This is a genomic window from Williamsia sp. Leaf354 (genome assembly GCF_001424365.1).
Taxonomy (GTDB): domain Bacteria; phylum Actinomycetota; class Actinomycetes; order Mycobacteriales; family Mycobacteriaceae; genus Williamsia_A.
In genome coordinates, this window is the sequence record NZ_LMPL01000005.1 from 95,875 (window position 1) to 112,662 (window position 16,788).

The window sequence follows — 16,788 nt, forward strand, 5'->3', positions numbered from 1 at the left end:
GTCAGCGGCCGGCGTCGATGGTGACGTCGGCCGTCTCCCCGGGTGCCGACTGTGTCGTGAGGGCGTCGGCACGGCGTTCGCGGCGGCGCACCGCGGCGCGGCGGACGAGATGCGCCGACAGCGGGATGATCACGGTGCAGGCCGAGGCCAGGATCATCCAGTCGATGTTGTCGGCGATGAACGAGACGTTGCCGAGCAGGTAGCCGAGCACGATGATGCCCGCACCCCAGAACGCGCTGCCGAGCACGCTGAACACGGTGAACGCCGCCCACCGCATACCGGTGAACCCGGCCAGGAGGGGAACGAGAGTGCGCACGACGCCGATGAAGCGGCCGAAGAAGACGGTCAGTGCGCCGTATCGGTCGAAGAAGCGGCGGGTGCGGTCGACGGGTTCGGGCCCGATGAGCCGCATGACCCGGCCCTGCATCACGCCCTCGCCGAGCCGGCGGCCGATGAAGAAGCCGCACTGATCACCGAGCGCCGCCGAGATCGGCACCACGACGCACGGCAGCCACAGCGGGGCGTAGGGATCGGGTGCGGCGGCGAGGATGCCGGCGGTGAACAGCAGGGAGTCGCCGGGGAAGACGAACCCGATGAGCAACCCGGTCTCGAAGAACACCAGGATGCACAGGCCGATCAGGCCACCCGTCGCCAGGAAAGAGTCCACGTCGAACGGGTTCACGTCCACCGACGATACGCACGCCCACACGCCCTCCCCGCCCTGCGAGAGCGGTTTCACCGCCCGACCATCGGGAGTTCACCGGGCGGCCATCCGAGCCGAAACGCCGCATGGGTCGGCGAAGTGACCGAACCTGCGGTTTACTCGAAACACCCCGCCGCACACACCGCGCTCCGCGCCCGAACACCATGTGCTCCACACCCGAGAGGTCGTCGATGCAGCCCAGGAACCGAATCGTGACGCGCAAGCGGCGGTCGCCGCTGCGTCCGGTCCCGACGCGGGCACAGACACAGCGGGTCGAATACCGCACGATCCACGGGTACCGCCGTGCCTACCGCACCGCGGGCAGCGGTCCGGCGGTCCTGCTCATCCACGGCATCGGCGACAACTCCTCGGCCTGGACCGAGGTGATCGACCTGCTCGCCCCGCACTTCACCGTCATCGCACCCGACCTGCTCGGACACGGCCTGTCGGACAAGCCCCGCGCCGACTACTCGGTCGCCGCCTACGCCAACGGCATGCGCGATCTGATGTCGGTGCTCGGGGTGCGGCGGGTGACGGTGATCGGCCACTCGCTCGGCGGCGGTGTCGCGATGCAGTTCTGCTACCAGTTCCCGGAATTGGTGGAACGGCTCGTCCTGGTGGCCGCGGGCGGTGTCACCCGTGACGTGAGTCCCCTGCTGCGGGTGCTGGCCCTGCCCGGCGTGCACCAGGTGATCGCCGGGCTACGGATGCCGGGCCTGCTGCCCGCGGCGCAGGCGGTCGGACGCCTCGCGGTGCTCGGAACCGTCGTCGCCCGCGTGCAGTCGCTCCCGGCGCCCACCGCGGTGCGTTCGCAACTGCACGACGCGACCGAGGTGATGCGGATCGTCAACGGTCTCATCGACCCGACCGCGCACGCCGCGTTCATGCGGACGCTGCGCGCGGTGGTCGACTGGCGCGGGCAGGTCGTCACCATGCTCGACCGGTGCTACCTCACCGAGCGATTGCCGGTGCTCCTGGTGTGGGGTACCGCCGACACCGTGATCCCCTACGAGCACGCACTCCTCGCGCACTCGGCGATGCCACACTCGATGCTCGAGACCTTCGAGGGCGCAGGGCATTTCCCGTACCACGACGATCCCGATCGGTTCGTCTCCGCGGTGGAGGGCTTCATCGCCGGGACCACGCCGATGGTGCACGACTCGAACGAATGGAGCCGTCTGCTGGCGCAGGGTCCGGTCGGCGACGACCTCACCGGCGGCGCGGCGGTACAGATGGCCGTCCTCGACGCCATGGCCGACGAGCGCAGCGCCACATGACCGGACGACGCGCCACATGAGCGACCGCGACGCCGACAGGGACGAGATCGACTGGGATCCGTGGTGGGACAGCCCGGAGTTCCGACCGCGCGCGCCGCGGGGCTCGAGCGGGTATTCGCTCCCCGGGATGGCCGGGGTCGACGACCCCTGGGCCCCGTGGGGACGGGATCCGGCGACCGGCACGCCGCTGTCGTCGCGGTCGAAGCGCACCGCGGGCCTCCTACAGCTCACGCTCGGCGGCTTCGGCGCCGGGCGGTTCTACCTGGGACACATGGTGATCGGGCTCGCGCAGCTGCTCAGCCTGATCCTGGCCTGGTACCTCGCCCTGACCTACCCGCTGGGCGTCTACGCCCTCCTGGGGCTGGCCACCTGGACGCTCGTCGACTCCATCACGATGCTCTCCGGCGGCACCCGCGACGCCCACGGCCTGGTGCTACGCCCCTGACCGGGTCACTCTGACCGGACGTCGTCGCCTCGCGCATCGCCGCAACAGCCGACGGTGTCGCGGACGTCACGGGTGACCGCGCCGCGCGCCGCCCACTGGTCCGGCGGCGGGTAGTCGACCCCGACCAGCGTGAGACCGCACGCCGGAGCCACCGGCACAGCGCTCGCACGGGAGATCTCCGCCAGCAGGCCGGCACACCAGTCCACCGATCGCCTGCCCTCACCGACGGTGGCGACGGCCCCGACGAGTGAACGCACCATCGACCAGCAGAAGGCGTCGGCGCTGACCTCGGCCACGGCGATGCCGGCGGCGTCCCGTGTCCACGAGAACCGTTGCAGGTCACGGACAGTGGTGGCGCCGTCGCGGCGTTTGCAGAACGCGGCGAAATCGTGCAGGCCGATCAGCGTCGCGCTCGCCTCGTTCATCGCCGACACGTCGAGCCGACGCGACCACGTGGCGGTGTCGCGCGCAGCCACCGGCTCGGCGCCCCACGCGGCATCGGTCAGTCGGTACCGGTAGTGCCGGCGTAGCGCCGCGAACCGGGCGTCGAAATCGGTCGACACCACGGTTGCCGCCTTGATGCGGACGTCGGCGGGCAGCATGCGGGCGGTGCGTCGCACCAGCTGTGCCGGATTGTTCTGCAGAGACCGGGTGTCGAGTGCGGCCGCCGCGACGTCGCAGTGCGCGACCTGTCCGGTCGCGTGGACGCCGGCGTCGGTGCGACCGGCCACCGTCAGCACGACGGGTTCGCGCAGGATCACCGACAGCACCGCCTCGATCTCACCGCACACCGTGCGCTGACCGGGCTGACGCGCCCACCCTACGAAATCGGTTCCGTCGTAGCCGATGTCGAATCGCAGTCGGACGCGGTCGACTGCAGCGCCGACGACGAACCCGCCGCTGACCAGGTCAACGGCGGGTTCGTCGGGATACATCATGTGCGAGCGATCAGCTCACTTGTCGTCGGCAGACTTCTCGTCCGACTTCTCGTCAGCAGCCTTGCCGTCCTGGATCTCCGCGGCGCTCTCGGCCCACGACTCCTCGGTGGTGCCCTCGGCGACGGCGTCGGCGTTCTCGACCGCCGCGTCGTCGGCGTCGGCCTCGACCTGTGCCACCACGTTGTTGTCGTCGGCGGCAGCGGCCTCGGCGGCCTCGGCAGCCGGGGTCGCGGCCTTCTGCGACGCGGCCACACGGGTCGCGCGGCTGGCCTCACTCGACGCGGTGGCGCCGGTGACGAGCTCGATCACGGCCATGGGGGCGTTGTCGCCCTTGCGCGGCAGTGTCTTGATGATGCGGGTGTACCCGCCCTCACGCTCGGCGAACGACGGACCGATCTCGGCGAACAGCTTGTGAACGACGTCCTTGTCACGGATGTCCTTGAGCACCTCGCGACGGTGGGCCAGGTTGCCCGCCTTCGCGTGGGTGATCAGCTTCTCCGCGTACGGACGCAGACGCTTGGCCTTCGACTCCGTGGTGGTGATCCGCTCGTGCTCGAAGAGCGACGTGGCCAGGTTGGCCAGCATCGCCTTCTGGTGCGAGGCCGAACCGCCGAGGCGGCGCCCCTTTGTGGGCTTGGGCATTGATATCTCCTGTAGGTCCGGTCTCCGCGCGTCACGCGCAGACCGAGAAAAGTGGGTTAGAGCTGCTCGGTCTCTGCGTAGTCCTCGCCGGAGTCCGCGTCGCCGAAGGCGGCGGGATCCGACCAGGTGCCGGTGGCGGCGTCGTATCCGGCGACCTGCGACGGATCGAAGCTGGCCGGGCTGTCCTTGAGTGCGAGGCCGAGCGCGTGCAGCTTGACCTTCACCTCGTCGATCGATTTCTGACCGAAGTTGCGGATGTCCAGGAGGTCGGACTCGGTGCGGGCGACGAGCTCGCCCACGGTGTGCACACCCTCACGCTTGAGGCAGTTGTACGACCGGACGGTCAGCTCCAGATCCTCGATCGGGAGGCTGAACGACGCGATGTGGTCGGCCTCGGCGGGCGACGGGCCGATCTCGATGCCCTCCGCCTCGACGTTGAGCTCACGAGCCAGACCGAACAGCTCCACCAGGGTCTTGCCGGCCGAGGCCAGCGCATCCCGTGCGGTGATGGAGTTCTTGGTCTCCACGTCGAGCACCAGACGGTCGAAGTCGGTGCGCTGCTCGACGCGGGTGGCCTCGACCTTGTAGGTCACCTTGAGGACCGGCGAGTAGATCGAGTCGACCGGGATACGGCCGATCTCGGCGCCGGACGCCTTGTTCTGCACGGCGGGGACGTAGCCACGACCACGCTCGACGACGAGCTCGACCTCGAGCTTGCCCTTGTCGTTCAGGGTCGCGATGTGCAGATCGGGGTTGTGCACGGTGACACCGGCCGGGGGGACGATGTCGGCACCGGTGACAGCACCCGGTCCCTGCTTGCGCACGTACATGGTGACCGGCTCGTCCTCCTCGGAGCTCACCACGAGGCCCTTGAGGTTGAGGATGATGTCGGTGACATCCTCCTTGACCCCGGGGACGGTGGTGAACTCGTGGAGCACACCGTCGATGCGGATGCTGGTGACCGCTGCGCCGGGGATCGACGACAGCAGCGTGCGCCGCAGCGAGTTACCGAGGGTGTAGCCGAAACCGGGCTCGAGGGGCTCGATGACGAACTTCGAGCGATCCTCGGCGACGATCTCCTCGGAGAGTGTGGGTCGCTGTGAGATGAGCATGGGTGTTTCCTCCTGTGTGGACGACCGCTATATGACGCCCTCGCGGATGCCGGGCGGCGGTGTGCCGCCCGGCGGGTCAGGTCGAACAGACCTGTTGCAAACGGTGAGGTCTCCGACCTCGTGTTACTTCGAGTAGTACTCGACGATGAGCTGCTCGGTGAGCGGCACGTCGATCTGCGCACGCGACGGAACCGAGTGCACCAGGATGCGCAGGGTCGACGGGACGACCTGCAGCCAGCCCGGCACCACCCGATCGCCCTGGATCTCGCGGGCGATCTGGAACGGCACGGTCTGCAGCGACTTCGGGCGGACGTCGACGATGTCGTACTGCGACACCCGGTAGCTGGGCACGTCGACCTTCACACCGTTGACGGTGAGGTGGCCGTGGGTGACCATCTGACGCGCCTGACGACGGGTCCGCGCGAGGCCCGCGCGGTACACGACGTTGTCGAGACGGGTCTCGAGGATGGCGAGCAACTCGTCACCGGTCTTGCCGTTGCGACGGTTGGCCTCTTCGTAGTAGCGACGGAACTGCTTCTCCATCACGCCGTAGGTGAAGCGGGCCTTCTGCTTCTCCTGCAGCTGCATCAGGTATTCGCTCTCCTTGATGCGCGCGCGGCCGTGCTGGCCCGGCGGGTAGGGGCGACGTTCGAATGCCTGGTCTCCGCCGATGAGGTCGACGCGCAGACGGCGCGACTTCTTGGTTGCGGGTCCGGTATAGCGAGCCATTGTTTTTCCTTAACCTTTCCCGCTTAGACGCGGCGCCGCTTGGGCGGGCGGCAGCCGTTGTGGGGGGCGGGGGTGACGTCGGAGATCGTGCCCACCTCGAGGCCGGCGGCCTGAAGCGAACGGATCGCGGTCTCTCGGCCCGAACCCGGGCCCTTCACGAAGACGTCGACCTTCTTGACGCCGTTCTCCTGGGCCTTGCGGGCGGCGTTCTCGGCAGCGAGCTGCGCGGCGAACGGGGTGCTCTTACGCGAACCCTTGAAGCCGACGTGGCCCGAGGACGCCCATGAGATGACGTTTCCGGCCGGGTCGGTGATCGACACGATCGTGTTGTTGAACGTGGACTTGATGTGCGCCTGCCCGAGCGGGACGTTCTTCTTCTCGCGGCGACGCGACGTGCCCTTCTTGGGGCCCGCAGTACGTGACTTGGGGGGCATTACTTCTTCTTCCCGGCGATGGTCTTCTTGGGTCCCTTACGGGTGCGGGCGTTGGTCTTGGTGCGCTGTCCACGGACGGGCAGACCGCGGCGATGCCGGATCCCCTGGTAGCAGCCGATCTCGATCTTGCGACGGATATCGCCCTGCACCTCGCGACGCAGGTCACCCTCGACCTTCACCGAGGCCTCGATGTACTCGCGAAGCTTCGCGACATCGGCGTCGGTCAGGTCCTTGGCGCGCAGGTCCGGGCTGAGCCCGGTGCCGGCCAAGATCTCCTTGGAAGTGGTACGACCCACCCCGTAGATGTAGGTCAGTGCGATCTCCAAGCGCTTCTCACGCGGGAGATCGACACCAGAAACACGTGCCATCTGGCATTCCTTTTCGTTTCGAAGGTCTGCTCCCAGTCCGTCCCCGCGAGTCGAGATTCGGGGCTCCGGCCTTCGTTCCGGAGGTGGGCGAGGGCGCATGTGCCCTTGCTGGTGCTGGAAGTTTCATGGTGGTGCTCGATATTCAGTTGTTCGTACTCAAGCGATCTGTGATGCGACGCGATGGTCGTATCGAGTGCAGATCAGCCCTGACGCTGCTTGTGGCGCAGGTTGTCGCAGATCACCATGACCCGGCCGTTGCGGCGGATCACCTTGCACTTCTCACAGATCGGCTTGACGCTCGGGTTGACCTTCACGTCGTTGTGCCTCTCGGTGGTGGGGTTCCTCGGGCACGCCGGAGCGCGCCGTCGGGGGTGGTGCCACCCGGGTGGATACCCGGGAAGTCGCTACTTGTAGCGGTAAACGATCCGACCGCGGGCGAGGTCGTAGGGCGAGAGCTCCACGACCACGCGGTCCTCGGGCAGGATGCGGATGTAGTGCTGCCGCATCTTGCCGCTGATGTGCGCGAGCACCTTGTGACCGTTCTCCAGCTCGATGCGGAACATCGCATTCGGCAGGGGCTCGACCACGCGGCCTTCGACCTCGATGGCGCCGTCTTTCTTGGCCATGTCCTCCACAATCTCTGCCGCCGCACGAGGCGACGACATCTCGTTTACCGTGTCGGTACGCACGTCGGCCGGCGATGTGAGCGAGACTGCTGATCACCGAGCCGATTCGCCGGAACCGAGTCCACGATCGACAACCTGTGGACACGGCAGTACCGGCGCGAAGCGCACCAGCGATCCACTTTACGCTCTCTGCGCGCGCCCCTCCAAATCGCAGGTCAGCCCGCGGGCAGCATCTCCAGGACATCGGTGATGTCTGCCTTCTCCCCCGGGGCACCGAGCACCTGGATCGCGACATGGTCGGCGCCGGCCGCGAGGTGCGCGTCGACCTTGGCGCGCACGGTGTCGGCGTCGCCGTGGGCGACCAGGTCGTCGATGAGGGCGTCGCTGCCACCGTTGTCGATGTCGGCGTCGGTGTAGCCGAGTCGCTTGAGGTTGGCCACGTAGTTGCGCAGGTGCAGATAGGGGTTCTCCACCGGCGGGCGGCCGATCTCGCGGGCGGTGACCGCGTCGGTCTCGAGCACGATCTTCTGTTCGGGTGCGAGGAACGCGGCGGCGCCAATCTGCTCGCGCGCGTACCGCGTGTGGTCGGGGGTCGTCAGGTACGGGTGGGCGCCCAGCGACCGGTCGGCGGCCAGGCGCAGCATCTTCGGTCCCAGCGCGGCGAGCACTCGACGCTCGACGGGCAGACCGTTCGCGTCGAGGACGTCGAGGTAGTCGACCATCGAGTCGTACGGCGAGGCGTACTCCTGCGTGGCCTCGCGGTGACCGACACCCACACCCAGGTAGAACCGGCCCGGGAAGTCCTTGTCGAGGTCGGCGAACTCCCCGGCGATGGCCGCGGGGTCGGTGTTCCAGATGTTGGTGATACCGGTGGCCACCCGGATGCCCGACGTCGCCTCGAGCAGGCGCCGAGCGGGGGTCAGCGACGTCGGCGACCCGCCCAGCCAGATGGTGCCGTAGCCGAGTTGCTCGATACGCCCGGCCTGATCGCCGGTGACCCCGGAGAAGGGGGCCCAGATGCCATGGGTGCCGAACGCGTGTCTGCCCGTCGCTGTGGTCATGTCATCACTCAACCCCGGGTCCGGTCGTTTGCTTCCGCCGCCGGCGTCGGATCAGCCGACGTGCAGGTGGGCGACGAGCACCTTCGGCGACGTGACCAGTGCGGCGTCGAGCGCGGTGGCCAGATCTGTCGACACCGCGTGGGCGTCGCCGGCCTCGGCGCCGTCGGCGAGGACGACCAACAGATCGTCGACCGAGCTCATCACCTCCACCCAGTCGGCGATGAGGGTCGCGGACCTCTCGTGGGATCGGGCGTCGATGATCACCAGGTCGACGAGCGGGTGCGCGGTCTGCCAGCACCGCCGCAGCTCCTGGTGATCGGCACCGGCGGGACACACGTGCACCGCACGGACCATCCGACCGAAGCATCGTGCGCGCACGATGGCCTCGTGGCACGGCGCCGCGACGTCGTCGACGGGGACGACGACCACCCCGCGCGCCGACAGCGCGATGTCGGAGGTACAGGTCGGACGGATGCGCTGCGCGGTGGTCACGGTCTCACCATCACCCCCGGCCCCGGGCGGGCGCCAGGATCTGAACGCGATCCTGACGCGGAGCCGCGCGATCTTGACGCGATCGGAGATGTCGGCACGGTCGGCGACACTTTTCGGCACAGTCGACGGCGACTGAAGGCGCGGTCGGCGGGGTAGCGGGTCTCCCCCGCCGACCGTGCCACAACCTTCCACCGAGCGTGCCGAAGATGCTCCACGGGCTAGCGTCGGTTCCCATGCGCGCAGTGGTGACACGGGTGACGGCGGCACACGTCGAGATCGACGACGAGATCGTCGGACGGCTCGACCTCCGGGACGGCGCGCAGGGGCTGGTGGTGCTGGTGGGCGTCACCCACGACGACACCGACGACACCGCGATCGCGCTGGCCGACAAGGTCTGGCGGCTGCGCATCCTCGACGGCGAACGGTCGGCGGCCGACCTCGACGCCCCGATACTCGTGATCAGTCAGTTCACCCTCTACGCGAACGTGGCGAAGGGGCGTCGACCGTCGTGGAACGCGGCGGCCCCGGGCGCGGTGGCCGAGCCCGTCGTCGAACGATTCGCGACCGCTTTGTCCGATCTCGGCGCTACGGTGGCCACCGGCCGGTTCGGTGCCCACATGCGCGTGCACAGCGTCAACGACGGACCGGTGACCATCCAGATCGAGATGTGAGGTCCCGTGTGTCGACGATCTACTACACCGCATCGAGCCTCGACGGCTTCATCGTCGACGACGACGGCAGCCTCGACTGGCTGACCTCGCGCGACATCGACACCGACGGGTTCGGCGGCTACACGCCGTTCATCGCCGGCATCGGCGCGATCGTGATGGGTGCGACGACGTACGAGTGGGTCGTCGAGCACGAGGACGGCGCCTGGCCGTATGAGATGCCTGCGTGGGTCGTGACGCACCGACCCGAGATCGTCCGCCGCGATCACGATGGCGTGCAGGCGTTCTCCGGCGCGGTCACCGACCTGCATCCCCGACTACTCGAGGCCGCGGGCGCGAACCACGTGTGGGTGGTCGGCGGCGGCGACCTCGCCGCGCAGTACGTCGCGGCGGGTCTCATCGACGAGATGTGGGTGCACTTCGCGCCCTGCACGCTGGGCTCCGGACGCCCGGTGTTGCCGGTGCGGTCGGAGTGGACGCTGGCCGACACCGGGCGCAACCGCGACTTCGTCGGGGCGCGATGGCTGCGGGCCTGAGCGCGCAGACCGAGATCTACGCGGCGGGGACTACGAAGTGGGGTCGGGCCGCGGCGTGAGGATGCGGGGGCCGTCGGCGGTGACCGCGACGGTGTGCTCCCAGTGGGCGGCCCGCGAGCCGTCGTCGGTGACGATGGTCCAGTCGTCGTCGAGGACCGAGGTCTCGACGGTGCCGAGGGTCAGCATCGGTTCGATGGCCAGCGTGCTGCCGACCACGAGCCCGGGTCCACGGTTGGGCTTGCCCTCGTTGGCGAGGAACGGCTCCATGTGCATCTGCGTGCCGATGCCGTGTCCGCCGTAGCCGGCCACGATGCCGAACGGACGGCCGTGGGTCTTCTCGGCCTCACGCGTGGCGACCTCGATCGCGTGGGAGACGTCGGTGAGCTTGTTGCCCGCGATCATCGCGGCGACACCGGCGAGCATCGACGTCCGCGTCGCCTCGCTGAGCGCCGCATCGGCCTCGCTGAGGTCGCCGACGCCGAACGTCCACGCCGAATCGCCGTGCCAGCCATCGAGGATCGCGCCGCAGTCGATCGACACCAGGTCACCCTCGGCGAGCACGATGTCCTTCGAGGGGATGCCGTGCACGACGACGTCGTTCACGGAGCTGCAGATCGATCCGGGGAACCCGTGATAGCCCTTGAACGACGGGACCGCGTTCGCCTCGCGGATCACGGTCTCGGCGATCTCGTCGAGCTCGAGCGTGCTGACGCCGACCTTGGCGGCCTCGCGGACCGCGACGAGCGCCTGTCCGACGATCCGGCCGGCCGCCTCCATGGCGTCGAGCTCACCGGCGGACTTGAACGGGACGACCTTCTGTTTGCGCAGACCCATGTCAGTCGAACTCAGGGGTTGAGCGCGCGCAGCACACGCTGGTGGACCTCGCCCACGTCACCGATCGCGTCGATGACGGTGACCTGCTCGCCGTAGTAGTCGAGCAGCGGCGAGGTCTCCTTGATGTAGACCTGCATGCGGTTGCGGATGACGTCCTCGGTGTCGTCGGCGCGTCCACGGGCGAGCATGCGCTCGACCACGACGTCCTCGTCGACCTCGAACGACAGCACGGCGTCGAGCTTGCCGCCCAGGTCGGACAGGATGTGCTCCAACGCATCGGCCTGCTCGGTCGAGCGGGGGAACCCGTCGAGGATGAAGCCCTCCGTGGCGTCGGGCTCGGCGACCCGGGCGCGCACCATGTCGACGGTGATCTCCGACGGCACCAGGTTGCCGGCGTCGAGGTACTTCTTGGCCTCGATGCCGACCGGCGTGCCCTCGGTGATGTTCGCGCGGAACAGGTCACCGGTGGAGATGTGTGGGATGCCGAGGCTCTCCGAGAGCATCTCGGCCTGCGTTCCCTTGCCGGCGCCGGGAGGGCCCAGGATCACGAGTCTCACTTCAGGAACCCTTCGTACTTGCGCTGCATCAGCTGGCTGTTGATCTGCTTCACGGTGTCGAGTCCGACACCGACCATGATCAACACCGCGGTGCCACCGAACGGCAGGTTCTGCACACCGCCGCTGTTGCCGATCTCGAGGAACAGGTTGGGCAGGACCGCGATGACGCCGAGGTAGATGGAGCCGGGCAGCGTGATGCGACTGAGCACGTAGCCGAGGTAATCGGCCGTCGGCTGGCCCGGACGGATGCCGGGGATGAAGCCGCCGTACTTCTTCATCTCGTCGGCACGTTCCTGCGGGTTGAACGTCACCGCCACGTAGAAGTACGTGAAGAAGATGATCATCAGGAAGTACACGGCGATGTAGACGCCGTTGCTGGGGTTCACCAGGTAGGTCTGGATCAGCCGCTGCCACGTGGGCTGCTCACCGGTGCTGCTCTGCGTGAGCTGCACGATGAGGTTGGGCAGGTACAGCAGCGACGACGCGAAGATGACGGGGATGACGCCGGCCTGGTTGACCTTCAACGGTAGATAGGTCGAGGACCCGCCGTACATCTTCCTGCCGACCATGCGTTTGGCGTACTGCACGGGTATTCGGCGTTGGCCCTGCTCGATGAACACGACGCCGGCGATGATGGCCAGGGCCGCGACGAGCACCAGCGCGAACACGAGGCCTCCGCGGGTGTCGAGGATCTGCTTGCCCTCGGCCGGGATCCGGGCGGCGATGCCGGCGAAGATCATCAGCGACATGCCGTTGCCGATGCCGCGCTCGGTGATCAGCTCGCCGAACCACATGACGACACAGGCGCCGGCGGTCATGACGAGCACGATGATGATGAGGCCGAAGATCGACTTGTCGCGGAGGATCTCGCTGCCGGTGGAGCAGTCACGCAGCAGGTCGCCACGATCGGCCAGGGCCACGATGCCGGTCGACTGCAGCAATGCCAGCGCCACCGTCAGGTAGCGGGTGTACTGCGTCATCTTGGCCTGGCCGGACTGGCCTTCCTTGCGCAGCTGCTCGAACCGGGGGATCACCACGGTGAGGAGCTGCACGATGATGCTGGCGGTGATGTACGGCATGATGCCGATCGCGAACACCGACAGCTGCAGGAGAGCGCCGCCGGAGAACATGTTGATCAGCGAGTAGATGCCGGCCGAATCGCCGCGCGAGACCTCGTCGAGGCAGGAACGCACCTGGCGGTAGTCGACACCGGGTGAGGGGATGGTCGCGCCCAGGCGGTACAGGATGATGATCCCGATGACGAAGAGGATCTTCCGTCTCAGGTCCTGTGTCCGGATGGCCGAGACAAAGGCGGAACGCACTAATTCCTCCTGCCGAACGAGCACGCGCCTGCCTGCGGCATCACGCCGGACCCACGGGAAACCGTGGTCGACGCAGTCGCACAGGGGTGATCAGTCGTTATGGTCGGCCGAAACTCCTTGCGCGGGGCGCGAGGACGATCGGCGGTGATCACGGTGGTCTCCGTTCCGGCCCCGAGCGACTCGGGTGTCGGGCGGTGACCGGACAACTCTTGAACTCTAACAGTGGTCCCCGTGGTGCCCGTCTGAACGTCGGACACCACGGGAGACCTCGGTGTCACAGCACCGTGGTGCTGCCACCTGCTGCGCTGATCTTCTCGGTTGCCGAGGAGGAGAACTTGTTGGCGGTGACCTGCACGGCAACCGACAGGTCGCCGTCGCCGAGGACCTTGACCAACTCGTTCTTGCGGACCGCACCCTTGGCGACGAGGTCGTCGACGCCGATGGTGCCCCCCTCGGGGAACAGCCGCGCGATGTCGCCCAGGTTCACGACCTGGTACTCGACGCGGTTGCGGTTGGTGAAGCCCTTGAGCTTGGGCAGTCGCATGTGGATCGGCATCTGCCCGCCCTCGAAGGCGGCCGGGACGTTCTTGCGCGCTTTGGTGCCCTTGGTGCCGCGACCGGCGGTCTTACCCTTGGATCCCTCACCGCGACCGACGCGTGTCTTCTCGGTCTTCGCACCCGGTGCGGGGCGAAGGTGGTGGAGCTTGATGGTCATGACTAAACCTCTTCGACTGTCACGAGGTGGCGCACCACGTTGATGAGGCCGCGGTTGGCCGGGGTGTCCTCGCGGGTGACGGTCTGACGGATCTTCCTCAGTCCGAGGGTCCGCAGGCTGTCACGCTGGTTGCTCTTGGTTCCGACCGTGCCCTTGATCTGGGTGATCTTCAGCTCTGCCATGTCGGTCACACTCCCTGTCCGGCGCGCGCCCGCAGCATGCCCGCGGGTGCGACGTCTTCGATGGGCAGGCCGCGGCGGGCCGCGACCTCTTCGGGACGCTGCAGCATCTTCAGTGCGGCCACGGTGGCGTGGACGACGTTGATGGCGTTGTCACTGCCGAGGCTCTTGGCGAGGACGTCGTGGACGCCCGCGCACTCGAGCACGGCACGCACCGCGCCGCCGGCGATCACACCGGTACCGGGCGAGGCCGGACGCAGCATGACGACACCGGCAGCCGCCTCACCCTGGACCGGGTGGGTGACGGTGGAGCCGATCAGCGGGACGCGGAAGAAGTTCTTCTGAGCCTCTTCGACGCCCTTCTGGATGGCGGCCGGGACCTCTTTGGCCTTGCCGTAGCCGACGCCGACCATGCCCTGGCCGTCACCGACGACCACGAGGGCGGTGAAGGAGAACCGACGTCCACCCTTCACGACCTTGGAGACGCGGTTGATGGCGACGACGCGCTCGAGCCGGTTCTTGTCCTGCTCGCGTCCGCCGCGCTGGCCGTCGCGGCCACCGCCACGACGGTCGCCGCCGCCACCGCGACGGTCGCCGCCGCCTCGGTTGTCGGCTGCGCCCGCGGTCGCGGGTGCGTTCGGATCGGTGCTGGTGGCGGGTCCGGTTCCGCCGTCACGCCGTTGACGTCCCGGCATCAGATGGTCCTTCCGTGTGCACTGAGAGTGCTGGTGTATGTGGTGGTCATCAGAACTGCAGGCCTCCCTCGCGGGCGGCGTCGGCGAGTGCCGCGATCCGTCCGTGGTAGTCGTGCCCGCCACGGTCGAAGACGACCGTCTCGACACCCGCGGCCTTGGCGCGGGCGGCGATCAGCTCGCCGACCTTGCGGCTCTGCGCCGACTTGTCGCCGCCGGCACTGCGCACGTCGGCCTCGATCGTCGACGCGGCGGCAAGGGTGTTGCCGGCCAGGTCGTCGATCAGCTGGACGTGGATGTGCCGCGACGACCGCTTGACCACGAGACGCGGTCGCTGCGGGGTGCCGCTGATCTTCTTGCGCAGCCGGAAGTGGCGACGGCTCGTGGACCGACGGCGGCGGGTCGACACATCTTTGCCGACCGGCACGCGCTTGGTGGTGGTGCTGGTTTCAGTCATGTCACTTACCCGTCTTTCCGACCTTGCGGCGGATCTGCTCACCCTCGTAGCGGATGCCCTTGCCCTTGTAGGGGTCCGGACGCCGCAGGCGGCGAATGTTGGCCGAGATCTGCCCGACCTGCTGCTTGTCGATGCCCGAAACCGAGAACTTGGTCGGGGACTCCACCGCGAAGGTGATGCCCTCGGGGGCCTCGATCGGCACCGGATGGCTGTAACCGAGGGCGAACTCGAGGTCCTTGCCCTTGAGCTGCACGCGGTAACCGACACCGAAGATCTCCATCTTCGTGGTGTAGCCCTGGGTCACACCGGTGACCAGGTTCGCCACCAGGGTGCGGCTCAGTCCGTGCAGCGAGCGGTTGCGGCGCTCGTCGTTGGGGCGGGTCACCACGATGGTGCCGTCCTCGTTGGCGATCGTGATGGGCTCGGCCACGGTCAGCGAGAGCTCACCCTTGGGGCCCTTGACCGAGACGGCCTGCCCGTCGATCTTCACGTCGACTCCGGCCGGGATGGCGACCGGGTTCTTTCCAATACGCGACATTGTGTTGGCCCCTTACCAGACGTAGGCGAGGACTTCGCCGCCGACGCCCTGGTTGGCTGCCTGGCGATCGGTCAGCAGGCCCGAGGACGTGGAGATGATGGCCACGCCGAGGCCGCCGAGCACCTTCGGCATGTTGGTGGACTTTGCGTAGACCCGCAGTCCGGGCTTGGAGACGCGGCGCAGGCCGGCGATGCTCCGCTCACGGCTGGGGCCGTACTTGAGGGTGACGACGAGGCTCTTGCCCACCGCCGCGTCCTCGGTACGGAACTCGGTGATGTAGCCCTCGCGCTTGAGGATCTCGGCGATGTTCACCTTGATCTTCGACGACGGCAGGGTCACCTCGTCATGGAACGCCGAGTTGGCGTTACGCAGACGTGTCAAGAAGTCTGCGATCGGATCAGTCATGGTCATGAGTGACCGTCAACCTTTCTCGTGGCGGTTCCCATGCAGCACGCGCGTGTCGGTTCCGTCGTCGCCCTCAAAGGGCGGCCGGCGGCCTCTCACGTCACGTCGTGGGCCTGCTACGAAGCGTGTTGTGCATGTCCTCACCGACGATCGCCGGTGAGGGGTGGTACCCCGGTGATGCGTGAGCACCACCGGCAATTTCGAGCTGTGACGTTCGAAAATTGTGTGGTCACCTCGAGAGACGGAAGGCACGCGACAGCGCGCCCGAGTCCGGGCAACCGTTCTAGTGTAGGGATCGGCGCCGACCACGCCAAATCGCACGTCAGGACTCGAACACGGTGCGCCGGGTCGGCACGACGTCGATGTTCTCGTGGGCGCCGATCCGGACGACGCTGTCGAGCATCGCGGTCATACGGCGGGTGAGCTCGGCGTCGTCTCCCCCGCTGCCGTAGAACGCGTGGAGGTCGCGGGCCGCGGCGAGGGGGAACAGTTCCTCCACGACGGCGTCGACCTGTTCGGTGTCGGCGGTGACCGATCGCACCACGATGTTCTGGATGTAGCCGGAGGTGGCCTGGGTGGCGATCGCGACCGGCGTGTGGTCGTCGAGCCAGCGGCGGAGCCACTCGTCGCGGTCGATCGACGCCGGTCGTCGCAGGAAGGCGACGTTCGCCATCGCGTCGGCCGGTTCCCCGTCGGGTGTCGGCGGCGGTTCGATCGGCCGACGTTCGACGACCTCCCACCCGACGACGCGGTCGGTGCGGTCGACGAGAACGTCGGCCACCGGTGTCGGGTCGGAGTCGGTCCACACGCTCACCACGGCGTCGATCGGCGGCGTGAGGGTCGACAGCGTCATCGCGCCGTCGAGTTCCGGCGTGCCCCCGATGTTGATCTGCAGCCGCGTCGCACCCGCCACCCGCAGCGCGGCGCGGGTGTCGGGATCGGTCAGGAGCCCACCGAGTCCGCTGCCCCACACCACGTAGATCAGCTTGGCCATGGCCTGAACCTACGGAGATCGTCCGAGCAGCGGGCCGTTGTGGGCAACACAACCACGGTGTCGC

At 67.9% G+C, this 16,788-nt stretch carries 25 protein-coding genes; 4 read left to right on the top strand and 21 right to left on the bottom strand.

What is annotated here, in order from left to right:
* Position 1: 1 nt before the first annotated feature.
* A complete protein-coding gene (locus tag ASG12_RS17410; protein ID WP_055793794.1) occupies positions 2-682 on the bottom strand; it encodes a DedA family protein in 681 nt (226 codons plus the stop codon).
* Between the two features lie 233 nt (positions 683-915).
* Here ASG12_RS17410 and ASG12_RS17415 point away from each other — a divergent pair, with 233 nt between their 5' ends.
* Both ASG12_RS17415 and ASG12_RS17420 read left to right on the top strand, forming a co-directional pair.
* Complete coding sequence (locus ASG12_RS17415; protein ID WP_235457390.1) at positions 916-1,980, top strand: alpha/beta fold hydrolase; 1,065 nt, start codon at positions 916-918, stop codon at positions 1,978-1,980.
* Between the two features lie 16 nt (positions 1,981-1,996).
* Entirely contained in the window at positions 1,997-2,425 is a 429-nt protein-coding gene (locus ASG12_RS17420; RefSeq protein ID WP_082502127.1) for an NINE protein, read from the top strand.
* Between the two features lie 5 nt (positions 2,426-2,430).
* Here the strand turns inward: ASG12_RS17420 and truA are convergent, their stop codons facing one another.
* The 10 genes from truA to ASG12_RS17470 form a co-directional block, all read right to left on the bottom strand.
* The gene (gene truA / locus ASG12_RS17425) at positions 2,431-3,363 is read right to left on the bottom strand and encodes a tRNA pseudouridine(38-40) synthase TruA (RefSeq protein WP_082502128.1); all 933 of its coding nucleotides are present in this window, start codon (positions 3,361-3,363) and stop codon (positions 2,431-2,433) included.
* A gap of 15 nt (positions 3,364-3,378) precedes the next feature.
* Positions 3,379-4,005 carry a 50S ribosomal protein L17 gene (gene rplQ, locus ASG12_RS17430; protein ID WP_055792472.1) on the bottom strand — a complete coding sequence of 209 codons (627 nt, stop codon included), beginning with the start codon at positions 4,003-4,005 and terminating at the stop codon, positions 3,379-3,381.
* A gap of 56 nt (positions 4,006-4,061) precedes the next feature.
* A complete protein-coding gene (locus ASG12_RS17435) occupies positions 4,062-5,117 on the bottom strand; it encodes a DNA-directed RNA polymerase subunit alpha (RefSeq protein WP_045823654.1) in 1,056 nt (351 codons plus the stop codon).
* A gap of 123 nt (positions 5,118-5,240) precedes the next feature.
* Positions 5,241-5,846: a 30S ribosomal protein S4 gene (gene rpsD / locus ASG12_RS17440; RefSeq protein ID WP_045823655.1), complete on the bottom strand. Its 606-nt coding sequence runs from the start codon at positions 5,844-5,846 to the stop codon at positions 5,241-5,243.
* A gap of 23 nt (positions 5,847-5,869) precedes the next feature.
* Positions 5,870-6,280: a 30S ribosomal protein S11 gene (gene rpsK / locus ASG12_RS17445; protein WP_045823656.1), complete on the bottom strand. Its 411-nt coding sequence runs from the start codon at positions 6,278-6,280 to the stop codon at positions 5,870-5,872.
* Positions 6,280-6,648, bottom strand: coding sequence for a 30S ribosomal protein S13 (gene rpsM / locus ASG12_RS17450; protein WP_045823657.1), 369 nt, complete (start codon positions 6,646-6,648; stop codon positions 6,280-6,282). The genes rpsK and rpsM overlap by 1 nt, the downstream gene beginning before the upstream one ends.
* Before the next feature lie 200 nt (positions 6,649-6,848).
* On the bottom strand, positions 6,849-6,962 hold the full coding sequence (gene rpmJ / locus ASG12_RS17455) for a 50S ribosomal protein L36 (protein WP_013127970.1): 114 nt from the start codon (positions 6,960-6,962) through the stop codon (positions 6,849-6,851).
* A 90-nt stretch (positions 6,963-7,052) separates the two neighbouring features.
* Positions 7,053-7,274, bottom strand: coding sequence for a translation initiation factor IF-1 (gene infA, locus ASG12_RS17460; protein WP_007616247.1), 222 nt, complete (start codon positions 7,272-7,274; stop codon positions 7,053-7,055).
* Positions 7,275-7,489: 215 nt separating this feature from the next.
* Positions 7,490-8,335: an LLM class F420-dependent oxidoreductase gene (locus ASG12_RS17465; RefSeq protein ID WP_055792477.1), complete on the bottom strand. Its 846-nt coding sequence runs from the start codon at positions 8,333-8,335 to the stop codon at positions 7,490-7,492.
* 51 nt (positions 8,336-8,386) lie between these two features.
* Positions 8,387-8,827, bottom strand: a complete 441-nt coding sequence (locus ASG12_RS17470; RefSeq protein ID WP_156378163.1) for a hypothetical protein — start codon at positions 8,825-8,827, stop codon at positions 8,387-8,389.
* Between the two features lie 233 nt (positions 8,828-9,060).
* Here ASG12_RS17470 and dtd point away from each other — a divergent pair, with 233 nt between their 5' ends.
* Positions 9,061-9,498 (top strand): D-aminoacyl-tRNA deacylase, encoded by a 438-nt coding sequence (dtd, locus tag ASG12_RS17475; RefSeq protein WP_055792485.1) that lies wholly within the window; start codon positions 9,061-9,063, stop codon positions 9,496-9,498.
* A gap of 8 nt (positions 9,499-9,506) precedes the next feature.
* Positions 9,507-10,031: a dihydrofolate reductase family protein gene (locus ASG12_RS17480; protein WP_055792488.1), complete on the top strand. Its 525-nt coding sequence runs from the start codon at positions 9,507-9,509 to the stop codon at positions 10,029-10,031.
* A gap of 30 nt (positions 10,032-10,061) precedes the next feature.
* Here ASG12_RS17480 and map read toward each other — a convergent pair whose 3' ends face one another.
* From map to ASG12_RS17530, 10 genes are all read right to left on the bottom strand, one after another.
* Positions 10,062-10,865, bottom strand: a complete 804-nt coding sequence (map, locus tag ASG12_RS17485; RefSeq protein WP_055792491.1) for a type I methionyl aminopeptidase — start codon at positions 10,863-10,865, stop codon at positions 10,062-10,064.
* Between the two features lie 11 nt (positions 10,866-10,876).
* Positions 10,877-11,422 (bottom strand): adenylate kinase, encoded by a 546-nt coding sequence (locus ASG12_RS17490; protein WP_055792494.1) that lies wholly within the window; start codon positions 11,420-11,422, stop codon positions 10,877-10,879.
* The gene (secY, locus tag ASG12_RS17495; protein WP_045823664.1) at positions 11,419-12,744 is read right to left on the bottom strand and encodes a preprotein translocase subunit SecY; all 1,326 of its coding nucleotides are present in this window, start codon (positions 12,742-12,744) and stop codon (positions 11,419-11,421) included. The genes ASG12_RS17490 and secY overlap by 4 nt, the downstream gene beginning before the upstream one ends.
* A 274-nt stretch (positions 12,745-13,018) precedes the next feature.
* On the bottom strand, positions 13,019-13,459 hold the full coding sequence (rplO, locus tag ASG12_RS17500; RefSeq protein ID WP_045823665.1) for a 50S ribosomal protein L15: 441 nt from the start codon (positions 13,457-13,459) through the stop codon (positions 13,019-13,021).
* A gap of 2 nt (positions 13,460-13,461) precedes the next feature.
* Positions 13,462-13,641 carry a 50S ribosomal protein L30 gene (gene rpmD / locus ASG12_RS17505; RefSeq protein ID WP_045823666.1) on the bottom strand — a complete coding sequence of 60 codons (180 nt, stop codon included), beginning with the start codon at positions 13,639-13,641 and terminating at the stop codon, positions 13,462-13,464.
* Between the two features lie 5 nt (positions 13,642-13,646).
* Positions 13,647-14,333 carry a 30S ribosomal protein S5 gene (gene rpsE / locus ASG12_RS17510; RefSeq protein ID WP_045823667.1) on the bottom strand — a complete coding sequence of 229 codons (687 nt, stop codon included), beginning with the start codon at positions 14,331-14,333 and terminating at the stop codon, positions 13,647-13,649.
* Between the two features lie 49 nt (positions 14,334-14,382).
* The gene (gene rplR, locus ASG12_RS17515) at positions 14,383-14,787 is read right to left on the bottom strand and encodes a 50S ribosomal protein L18 (protein WP_045823668.1); all 405 of its coding nucleotides are present in this window, start codon (positions 14,785-14,787) and stop codon (positions 14,383-14,385) included.
* A 1-nt stretch (position 14,788) separates the two neighbouring features.
* The gene (rplF, locus tag ASG12_RS17520; protein ID WP_055792496.1) at positions 14,789-15,325 is read right to left on the bottom strand and encodes a 50S ribosomal protein L6; all 537 of its coding nucleotides are present in this window, start codon (positions 15,323-15,325) and stop codon (positions 14,789-14,791) included.
* A 12-nt stretch (positions 15,326-15,337) separates the two neighbouring features.
* Positions 15,338-15,736, bottom strand: coding sequence for a 30S ribosomal protein S8 (gene rpsH, locus ASG12_RS17525; protein WP_045823670.1), 399 nt, complete (start codon positions 15,734-15,736; stop codon positions 15,338-15,340).
* 316 nt (positions 15,737-16,052) lie between these two features.
* Positions 16,053-16,724: an EthD domain-containing protein gene (locus tag ASG12_RS17530; RefSeq protein WP_055792499.1), complete on the bottom strand. Its 672-nt coding sequence runs from the start codon at positions 16,722-16,724 to the stop codon at positions 16,053-16,055.
* Positions 16,725-16,788: the final 64 nt, after the last annotated feature.

What these genes read in the sequence shown, in the direction of transcription:
- ASG12_RS17530 (WP_055792499.1), bottom strand. Translation starts at nt 16,724, where the DNA reads ATGGCCAAGCTGATCTACGTGGTGTGGGGCAGCGGACTCGGTGGGCTC.
- truA (WP_082502128.1), bottom strand. Translation starts at nt 3,363, where the DNA reads ATGATGTATCCCGACGAACCCGCCGTTGACCTGGTCAGCGGCGGGTTC.
- rpmD (WP_045823666.1), bottom strand. Translation starts at nt 13,641, where the DNA reads ATGGCAGAGCTGAAGATCACCCAGATCAAGGGCACGGTCGGAACCAAG.
- rpsH (WP_045823670.1), bottom strand. Translation starts at nt 15,736, where the DNA reads ATGACCATGACTGATCCGATCGCAGACTTCTTGACACGTCTGCGTAAC.
- rpsK (WP_045823656.1), bottom strand. Translation starts at nt 6,280, where the DNA reads ATGCCCCCCAAGTCACGTACTGCGGGCCCCAAGAAGGGCACGTCGCGT.
- rpsM (WP_045823657.1), bottom strand. Translation starts at nt 6,648, where the DNA reads ATGGCACGTGTTTCTGGTGTCGATCTCCCGCGTGAGAAGCGCTTGGAG.
- ASG12_RS17435 (WP_045823654.1), bottom strand. Translation starts at nt 5,117, where the DNA reads ATGCTCATCTCACAGCGACCCACACTCTCCGAGGAGATCGTCGCCGAG.
- rplQ (WP_055792472.1), bottom strand. Translation starts at nt 4,005, where the DNA reads ATGCCCAAGCCCACAAAGGGGCGCCGCCTCGGCGGTTCGGCCTCGCAC.
- rplR (WP_045823668.1), bottom strand. Translation starts at nt 14,787, where the DNA reads ATGACTGAAACCAGCACCACCACCAAGCGCGTGCCGGTCGGCAAAGAT.
- rplF (WP_055792496.1), bottom strand. Translation starts at nt 15,325, where the DNA reads ATGTCGCGTATTGGAAAGAACCCGGTCGCCATCCCGGCCGGAGTCGAC.
- dtd (WP_055792485.1), top strand. Translation starts at nt 9,061, where the DNA reads ATGCGCGCAGTGGTGACACGGGTGACGGCGGCACACGTCGAGATCGAC.
- map (WP_055792491.1), bottom strand. Translation starts at nt 10,865, where the DNA reads ATGGGTCTGCGCAAACAGAAGGTCGTCCCGTTCAAGTCCGCCGGTGAG.
- infA (WP_007616247.1), bottom strand. Translation starts at nt 7,274, where the DNA reads ATGGCCAAGAAAGACGGCGCCATCGAGGTCGAAGGCCGCGTGGTCGAG.
- ASG12_RS17420 (WP_082502127.1), top strand. Translation starts at nt 1,997, where the DNA reads ATGAGCGACCGCGACGCCGACAGGGACGAGATCGACTGGGATCCGTGG.
- rplO (WP_045823665.1), bottom strand. Translation starts at nt 13,459, where the DNA reads ATGACCATCAAGCTCCACCACCTTCGCCCCGCACCGGGTGCGAAGACC.
- rpsD (WP_045823655.1), bottom strand. Translation starts at nt 5,846, where the DNA reads ATGGCTCGCTATACCGGACCCGCAACCAAGAAGTCGCGCCGTCTGCGC.
- rpsE (WP_045823667.1), bottom strand. Translation starts at nt 14,333, where the DNA reads ATGCCGGGACGTCAACGGCGTGACGGCGGAACCGGACCCGCCACCAGC.
- ASG12_RS17465 (WP_055792477.1), bottom strand. Translation starts at nt 8,335, where the DNA reads ATGACCACAGCGACGGGCAGACACGCGTTCGGCACCCATGGCATCTGG.